The organism is Neisseria sp. P0001.S005 (assembly GCF_051963715.1).
This window is the reverse complement of the sequence record NZ_JBQCTZ010000074.1, coordinates 1-8,532: the sequence shown is the minus strand read 5'-3', so window position 1 is coordinate 8,532 and position 8,532 is coordinate 1. Positions and strand designations below refer to the sequence as shown.

General features: G+C 47.3%; 6 protein-coding genes. 5 read left to right on the top strand and 1 reads right to left on the bottom strand.

Translation table 11 applies throughout. The features are described from left to right. The coding region (locus tag ACTHSP_RS10525; RefSeq protein ID WP_440346068.1) for a factor H binding protein domain-containing protein at positions 1–850 on the top strand (850 nt) is incomplete at its 5' end. A gap of 121 nt (positions 851–971) precedes the next feature. Beyond that, positions 972–2,393, top strand: coding sequence for a surface lipoprotein assembly modifier (locus ACTHSP_RS10520; RefSeq protein WP_440346067.1), 1,422 nt, complete (start codon positions 972–974; stop codon positions 2,391–2,393). Between the two features lie 265 nt (positions 2,394–2,658). Here the strand turns inward: ACTHSP_RS10520 and tkt are convergent, their stop codons facing one another. Next, the gene (gene tkt, locus ACTHSP_RS10515; RefSeq protein ID WP_440346066.1) at positions 2,659–4,638 is read right to left on the bottom strand and encodes a transketolase; all 1,980 of its coding nucleotides are present in this window, start codon (positions 4,636–4,638) and stop codon (positions 2,659–2,661) included. A gap of 450 nt (positions 4,639–5,088) precedes the next feature. Between tkt and ccoG the strand changes: the two genes are divergently transcribed. The 3 genes from ccoG to pgsA all read left to right on the top strand — a co-directional run bounded on the left by ccoG (position 5,089) and on the right by pgsA (position 8,382). Continuing rightward, positions 5,089–6,573 (top strand): cytochrome c oxidase accessory protein CcoG, encoded by a 1,485-nt coding sequence (ccoG, locus tag ACTHSP_RS10510; RefSeq protein ID WP_314513879.1) that lies wholly within the window; start codon positions 5,089–5,091, stop codon positions 6,571–6,573. Between the two features lie 5 nt (positions 6,574–6,578). Continuing rightward, a complete protein-coding gene (locus ACTHSP_RS10505) occupies positions 6,579–7,145 on the top strand; it encodes a FixH family protein (protein WP_314513881.1) in 567 nt (188 codons plus the stop codon). A 676-nt stretch (positions 7,146–7,821) separates the two neighbouring features. Further along, the gene (gene pgsA / locus ACTHSP_RS10500; protein ID WP_003679552.1) at positions 7,822–8,382 is read left to right on the top strand and encodes a CDP-diacylglycerol--glycerol-3-phosphate 3-phosphatidyltransferase; all 561 of its coding nucleotides are present in this window, start codon (positions 7,822–7,824) and stop codon (positions 8,380–8,382) included. Positions 8,383–8,532 lie beyond the last annotated feature (150 nt).

Here is an 8,532-nt window from a genome sequence, read left to right as displayed (position 1 = left end):
TCCCGGCAACAATAGCAATACTCCCGGCAACAATAGCAATACTCCCGGCAACAATAGCAATACTCCCGGCAACAATAGCAATACTCCCGGCAACAATAATTCTTCTGCCAACGCTACACCACGCGTTGATTTTTCAGTTTCATACGAAGGTATAAAAAATACCGCCAATAAAGATATCCGAGAACTTGCACAGAAGAAGGAAATTGATGGGGCAGTTATTCTCAAATCTTATAAGGTAAATTTAGGAAACCAATCCAGCAGTGGTAATGATTTTAATTTATCCAGTATTCCACTTAAAACGTTAGTCAGCCAAAACTATCGGGAAACTGTCGTTGCACAGGCAGAAGGTCAGGACCATACCATTACCCGAAACGGTGTTGCCCATATTTACCGTCAAAACTATTCCCTGATTGCAGGTATTACGCCCACCGGCTTAACACTTAATGGTGAATCAGAAAAGCTGGATGCTGACGATGACGATACCAATATCCTGATTAAAGGTTATACCACCCAAAACCTGCCTACTGCGGGGAAATTCGACTATTCCGGTATTGCAAGTGATGGAGATAAGAAAGGAAAATTGGCTTATTCTGTTGACTTCGACAGCGGAAAAGGTAGTGGCAAAATTACAGGTCTTGACAGCGACATTCATCTGAATGAAGCAGAAATTAAAAAAATGAGCTACACCAATAAAGAAACTGACGGAACCATAATTAATGGACACGGCATCGAAGGCTCTTCCAACCGTGGCAGCTACCGACTCGGCTTCTTCGGTCCTGAAGCAGAAGAAATTGTCGGTACTGTCGATGATCGCAACAATGGTGAGATCGGCTTTGCCGGCTCCCGCTAATATTGATGTAATATAGCCAAAAGGTCGTCTGAAACCGTTTCAGACGACCTTTTCGACCATTTTCACCGTGTTATCCTTACAATGACAGAATATTCCTACGACCCATATCCCACTGAATAAAATGAATAAAAACCATCTCATCTTACTAATATTCTCCTTCACATCAACCGCCCTTGCCGAAACACCCGTTGTCCATGTACCTGCACCTGTATTTTTTGACAAACAACCCAACAGCGAAACGCCCTCAAAAAATTTTACTGACGACAAACCCGCAGAACAGAAGCTTTTAGATAACCTTTCTGCCGATTCCTCATTGGAAGCACAGATCAACCGCGCATTAATCGGACGGGACTGGAAGACGCTGGAAGGTTTGTTAGCGCAATATAAAGCCGCGCCCAACCGTGATGCCATTTTATACGATTATGCTTTAGGAGCGTTACGGCGCAGTCAGTTGCGGCATGATGAAGCTGTCTCGCTCTATCGCGGCATTTTGGAGAAACATCCCGATTTGGCGTATCCGCGTTTCGATTTGGGCGTCATGATGTTTGAAAACAAGCAGTACCGCGAGGCAAAGGCAGAATTGAAACGTGCAAAACCGGATTTGCAGCCGCCCATGCAGCAACTTGCCGACCGCTATCTTGCTTCCATTGAATCTGCGCAAAACTGGCAGCCTGATGTTTCGCTGCAATACGAGCAGACCGATAATGTGAACAATGCCTCGTCCGAGCGCGTTATAGAATGGAACGGCAGACGCTGGAATAAAACCGCTGATAGCCTACCGCAAAAGGCGCACGGTATCCGCTACGGCGCCGGTGTATCGCGCGAAATCAACATGGGCGGGCATCATTTTGTTTACGGCAACCTGAGCGGCGACGGCGTGCATTATTGGGACAATCAGGATTTTAACGAGCAAAGCCTGCGCTTGGCGGCAGGCTATAAAAACCGTTCGGCGGTGCAATCTTTCGGGGTTGTACCGTTTGCCGAGCAAAACTGGCTGGGCGGCAAACGCTATAATCGTGAAACCGGTATCCATACCGACTTTTCACGTCGTCTGAACGAAAAATGGCGGCTCTCGCTCAATGCAGGTTATATCAAAAAATACTATCGGAACAGCGATTCAGCAGCGCGTTACAACAGCCATATGCCGCTGGCGGGCGCAACGCTGGCATACTCTGCGCCGAAAAACTGGCTGATTTACGGAGGCGTGGACTGGTCGCATGACATGACCAAAGAAGCGGAGCAGGCATCCGTACGCAAAGGTATACGCTTTGGTGCGGCGAAAGCGTTTGAGAACGGATTCGGCATCCGTACCAACCTGCGCTACGCCCGCCGCACCTTTGATGCACCGGGTAGCCTGGTGTACCGCCTGACCCGAAAAGACCATGAATATCAGGCAAATGCCTCTATTTGGCACAACAAATTTGCATGGAAAGGCTTGGTGCCGCATTTGAATTTACGTTATCTGAAAATCGACAGCAATATGAGCGGCTTCTATTCCCGCAAGAATATGCAGACATTCATCAGTGTGGAGAAACAGTTTTAGTTCAAAAGGGATAGGAACAAAACATGCCGTTTCAATCAACCTTTTTTCCTACACAGGTGGGAGGCCGTCCGAAATTCTAAGAAATAGACATTTGAAAAATAGTTGCTAAATTAAAAGCAATTCCCCACATACTTGGAAATGATACTGATTAAAGCGTTTCTATTTGAATTACAACTCAACGTATTCGCAAATCCAAACGATACGACCTAGAAAAAAGGCCGTCTGAAATTTCAGACGGCCTTTTTATCTCAATCAAAAATCTGATTTACAAAACGGATTTAACAGTGGCAACCACATTGCCTACGGTAAAACCGAATTCTTTGAACAGCAAATCAGCAGGTGCAGACTCACCGAAGCGGTTGATACCAACCACTGCACCGTTCAAACCGACGTATTTATACCAACCGTCGGCATGTCCGGCCTCTACGGCTACGCGTGGCAAACCTTCCGGCAGAACGGCGGCTTTATAGGCGGCGTCTTGGCGGTCGAATACATTGGTAGAAGGCATGGAAACAACGCGTACGGCAATACCTTGTTCTGACAATACTTTTTGCGCTTCCAGAGCCAATTCAACTTCAGAACCGGTAGCAATTACAACAGCTTGTGCATTGCCTTGAGCTTCACTGATTACATAAGCACCGCGTTTGATGTCGTTCAGCTGTTGCTCATCACGCGCTTGGAATTTCAGGTTTTGACGGCTGAAAATCAAGCTGGACGGGTGGTCGGCCGCTTTAACAGCTTCAGACCATGCCACTAAAGATTCAACGGTATCACATGGACGCCATACATCCATATTCGGAATCAGGCGCAGAGTGGCAGTTTGCTCGATAGGTTGGTGGGTAGGACCGTCTTCGCCCAAACCGATGGAATCGTGGGTGAACACAAATACAGGGGTGATTTTCATCAGTGAAGCCATGCGCAAGGCATTACGCTCGTATTCGCTGAACATCAGGAAAGTCGCGCCGAATGGTTTCACACCGCCATGCAGGGTAAGGCCGTTCATGATTGCGCCCATGCCGAACTCACGCACGCCGTAGTGAATATAGTTGCCGCCATGTTCGCGGGTAACGGAAACGCTGTTTGACCAGTCAGTCAGGTTGGACGGAGTCAAGTCGGCAGAACCGCCCACCAATTCAGGCAGCTCTTTTGCCAAGATTTCGATGCTGTTTTGGCTGGCTTTACGGGTAGCGATGGTTTCGGCTTTGGCGCACACTTCCTTCAATGCGGCTTGAACGTAAGCATCGAAATTTTCAGGCAGTTTTTTATCCATGCGGCGCACGAATTCTGCAGCTTCTACAGGATATTTGGCTTGATATTGAGCGAAGAGTTCGTTCCATTCGGCCTCAAGTTTCGCGCCTTTTTCTTTTGCATCCCATGCTGCATAGATTTCTTGCGGAATTTCAAACGCAGGATAAGCCCAACCCAAATGTTTGCGCGTGGCTTCGATCTCGTCCGCGCCCAAAGGTGCGCCGTGGGTTTTGTGGCTACCCTCTTTGTTGGCGCTGCCTTTACCGATTAAGGTTTTGCAGCAAATCAGGGAAGGTTTGCCAGTTTCGGTTTTGGCCGCTTCAATGGCCGTCTGAATGGCATCAGTGTCATGACCGTTTACATTTGGAATCACGTGCCAGCCGTAGCTTTCAAAACGTTGCGGAATATTTTCGGTAAACCATCCGTCCACTTTACCGTCGATGGAAATATTGTTGTCATCATATAAAACAATCAGTTTGCCCAAGCCCAAAGTACCGGCAAGCGAACAGGCTTCATGCGATACGCCTTCCATCATACAACCGTCACCCATGAAGACGTAGGTGTGGTGGTCAACGATGTTCAAACCGTCTTTATTAAATTCGGCAGCCAAGATTTTTTCGGCCAAAGCCATGCCTACAGCATTAGCAATACCTTGTCCCAACGGGCCGGTCGTGGTTTCCACGCCATCGGTGTAACCGTATTCGGGGTGGCCGGGGGTTTTGCTGTGCAATTGGCGGAAGTTTTTCAAGTCTTCGATGGATACGTTGTAGCCAGTCAGGTGCAACAGGCTGTACAGCAGCATGGACGCGTGCCCATTGGAAAGGATGAAGCGGTCACGGTTGTAGAATTTAGGGTTGGCAGGGTTATGATTGAGAAACTTCGTCCACAATACTTCCGCCATTTCCGCCATACCCATAGGTGCGCCGGGGTGGCCTGAGTTGGCTTTTTGTACGGCATCGACTGAGAGGAAACGGATTGCGTTTGCCAGTTGAGACATGGTTTGACCTTCCTTGGACAAGATTGGAAATATGAAAAAAGGTGTGCCGATTATCGCCTGAATCAGCCGTGCTTTCAAGAATAGCCTTTGATATTTGCATTGTCAGACGGCATGATCTCCAATAGGCCGTCTGAAACGGACGGGATAGATGATATTAACTGTTATTTCGTTTTGAAACAGTATGTTGTAAATTTTTTATCGGATAAATAGGAAATCACTATAAGTATAAACCTGCGCTTATTCCGTAAGTCTTTGAATACTGCTCTTTTCAGACGGCCTTGTATGAGGCAGGAGTACCGCAACTATTGTTAAGACCAAGCCCTGCTTTTGCTTTGCATAGAGTCAAATGTTATGATTTTATATGCACGCCCAAGGCCGTCTGAAAATACTCACATCAAACTACTACCATGACAAAAGGCTTGTGTGCACTTCGATTAAGGAACACTGATTATGTCACCCGAAAACCAAGCTGAAAACACTCCCTCCTCAGCAGACAAACCTGCCAAAACCGCTCCTCCCAAAACATTCAATCCAAGAGCCAGCGTTATCCAGATCCACCCTGAAGGCGAACGCATCCATCCGAAAAAAGCAGAAGGCCGGTTTGCCAAATTGCGTATTGCCGCCGTATTGGCCACGCAATTTGTGTTTTATGTGATTCCATGGTTTAACTGGAGTGGCCGTCAGGCAGTTTTATTCAATATCCCTGACCGTCATTTTTTCATTTTCGGCCTGTCACTGGGCATGGGCGATTTGATTTACCTTGCCCTGCTGCTGATGATTTGTGCTTTCGGACTGTTTTGGTGGACAACCATTGCCGGTCGTTTGTGGTGCGGCTACTCTTGCCCGCAAACGGTTTACACCGAAATCATGCTTTGGATCGACAACTTGGTTGAAGGCGACCGCAACAAACGTTTAAAACTGGAAAAATCGCCTTGGAACTTTACTAAAATCCGCATTAAAGCCACCAAAGCCCTGTTGATTTTCCTCTTCTGCGCATGGACAGGTATTACTTTCGCAGGCTGGTTTAATCCAATCCGTGAATTTGTTCCAGCCCTGTTTACCGGGGCGGCAGGCAGCGGCGCAATGTTTGCCGCAGCATTTTACGGATTTATGACCTTCTTCTTCGCCCACATTATGCGCGAAAAAGTGTGTCTGCACATGTGTCCTTATGCACGCTTCCAAAGTGCAATGTTCGACAAAGACACACTGATTATTTCTTACGATACCGAACGCGGCGAACCTCGTGGCGCCCGTAAGAAAACTGCCAATAAAGAAGAAAGCGGCTTGGGTGACTGCATCAACTGTGCCATGTGCGTACAGGTCTGCCCTGTCGGCATCGACATCCGAAACGGTTTGCAATACCAATGTATCGGTTGTGCAGCCTGTATCGACGCTTGTGACGAAATCATGGACAAAATGGGTTATCCTCGCGGCCTGATCCGTTACACTACCGAAGGCGCAATGGAGCATGAATACCCTGAAAGCGACATCAAAAAACGTCTGAAACGCCCTCGCGTTGCAGGTTATGGTGCAGTATTGTTTGTGGTTATTATTGCTTTCTTAACCGGCATTTCCACCCGTAAAATGGTCGAAGTGGATATTCTGAAAGACCGCGGCGTGATGGTGCGCGAAAACAGCCAAGGCTGGTTGGAAAATGCCTACAACCTGCGCATCATTAATAAGAGTGAACATGAGCAGACTGTTACTGCAACAGTCAAAGGTTTTGATGATATCGCCTTGACCGGCTTGCCAGAAAACGGTATTAAAATTGCGCCACGCGAAACCGTGACCATTCCGGTTCAAGTGTCCACCATTCCTGAGTATGCCGAAAAAGGCAGCCAGCCGATTGAATTTACTTTCACATATCGTGAAACCGATGCCGCTGATGCCGAACCAACTGTCTTGAATGAAAAAGCAACCTTTATTGGAGAATAACAACGGTGTCCCAACCCAATTCTACTAAGCCTTGGTATAAACACACTTGGCCTTGGGTGCTGATGGCAGGTCCAATCTTTGTCGTTATCGCCAGCGTTTCCATGTTCTTCGTCGCAAAAGAACACACGACAGACTTGGTTTCCGACGATTACTATAAAGACGGCAAACACATCGAAATCCAGCTTCACCGCGATGAAGAAGCCGTTAAACGGCAGATTCAGGTGCAGGTTTTAATCAGTCCGGATATGAATGCCGCCAAAATATTCGTCAGCGGACAATTCGATGCCAAACATCCATTAAACCTGCTGCTGATGCACCCGACGCGAAAAGCCGACGACCAAACCGTCAAGCTGCGCGCCATAACGTCTGAGCCACAAAACGGCCGCATGGAATACGAAGCCATCTTCAAACCTCTCCACAAAACCAACCATTGGTATTTGCGTGTTGAAGATACATCAGGCGTGTGGCGTGTTGAAAACAAATGGATAGTCAGCCAAGGCAACGCAGTCAATCTGACGCCTATGGACAAATTGTTCGACAACGGCAAACAAGCTGCTTCAGAAGAACAATAAATCCCATGTTCAGGCCGTCTGAAACCTTTCAGACGGCCTGAATATCTTGTTACCCTCTATCATTCTTTAAAATATGATTTTTTCCAATTGGCGCAGACTGACCGAAAACGAAGTCCGTATGGCAAAACAGGTTTTTGCCGACGGCATAGACTTCAACCGCATTAAAATATATCGCGGCATCCCCCTCCTGCCCAACCCCAATACCGCTATAGCCCCCAATGGAAATATATATTTCCCGCGCAAACACTGCCCTGATGATTTCACTCAAGCCGGCATCGCCTACAAAATCTGGCTGATTCATGAGCTGACACATGTCTGGCAACACCAGCGCGGTCACAAAGTTTGGTTATCCGGTTTATTCATTATGCTCAAAGGCGGATATAGGAAACGCAAAGCTTACGCCTATCCCATGCCTTTGCCTCACTTCAACCAGCTCAATATTGAGCAGCAAGCCGACCTCGTTGCCCACTATTTTGCAGCCACTTACCTACCCAAAAACATTTATACCCCTCAACAATCCATTTTTCAGACGGCCTTAGCAGACTTCCTTCACAACCCGCATAACAAAGCCCTTTGCCCACGTTACTTGTCGGCAAAAAAACAACACTCAAAAAAGCCCGGCGAACAAATAAGCTATAATGGACAATCCGACACATCGTCCAAAAGGTCCCAAACCATGCCTTGGAACATACCTATTTTACTTACCTGGATGCGCGTCCTATTAATCCCCGTGTTCACCATCCTATTCTATTTGCCGAACACATGGATTCAACCACAAACCGTCAACTGGACAGCCGCCATCATCTTTGCACTTGCAGCTATTACAGACTGGTTCGACGGCTTTTTGGCACGCCGCTGGAAACAAACTTCCGACTTTGGCGCATTCCTTGACCCTGTTGCCGACAAACTCATGGTCGCAGTTGCCCTGCTCCTGCTCGTCAGCCTTGGCAGAACATACGCCATCTTCGCCATGATTATTATCGGCCGGGAAATTACCATTTCCGCCTTGCGCGAATGGATGGCACAAATGGGTAAACGCGGCAGCGTTGCAGTGGCCACTATCGGCAAATTCAAAACCACTGCCCAAATGATCGCCATCTTCCTTCTGCTTATCGGCACGGACAAATATAACGACCCTTTCTATCTCATTGGTAACATATTGATGTTTATAGCATCTGTATTGACCATCTGGTCTATGTGCTACTACCTGAAAATGGCATGGAAAGAATTCAAATAAATTTTTTGAAAAAATAAAAACAAAACACTTGACGCACACGATTAAATCCATAATAATTGCTTCTTCTTCGATATACGAAGCAACAAATATCAGAGCGGGAATAGCTCAGTTGGTAGAGCGCAACCTTGCCAAGGTTGAGGTCGCGAGTTC

Excerpts from the sequence above, each read along its gene's own strand:
- tkt (WP_440346066.1), bottom strand. The coding sequence starts at position 4,638 with ATGTCTCAACTGGCAAACGCAATCCGTTTCCTCTCAGTCGATGCCGTA.
- ccoG (WP_314513879.1), top strand. The coding sequence starts at position 5,089 with ATGTCACCCGAAAACCAAGCTGAAAACACTCCCTCCTCAGCAGACAAA.
- pgsA (WP_003679552.1), top strand. The coding sequence starts at position 7,822 with ATGCCTTGGAACATACCTATTTTACTTACCTGGATGCGCGTCCTATTA.
- ACTHSP_RS10520 (WP_440346067.1), top strand. The coding sequence starts at position 972 with ATGAATAAAAACCATCTCATCTTACTAATATTCTCCTTCACATCAACC.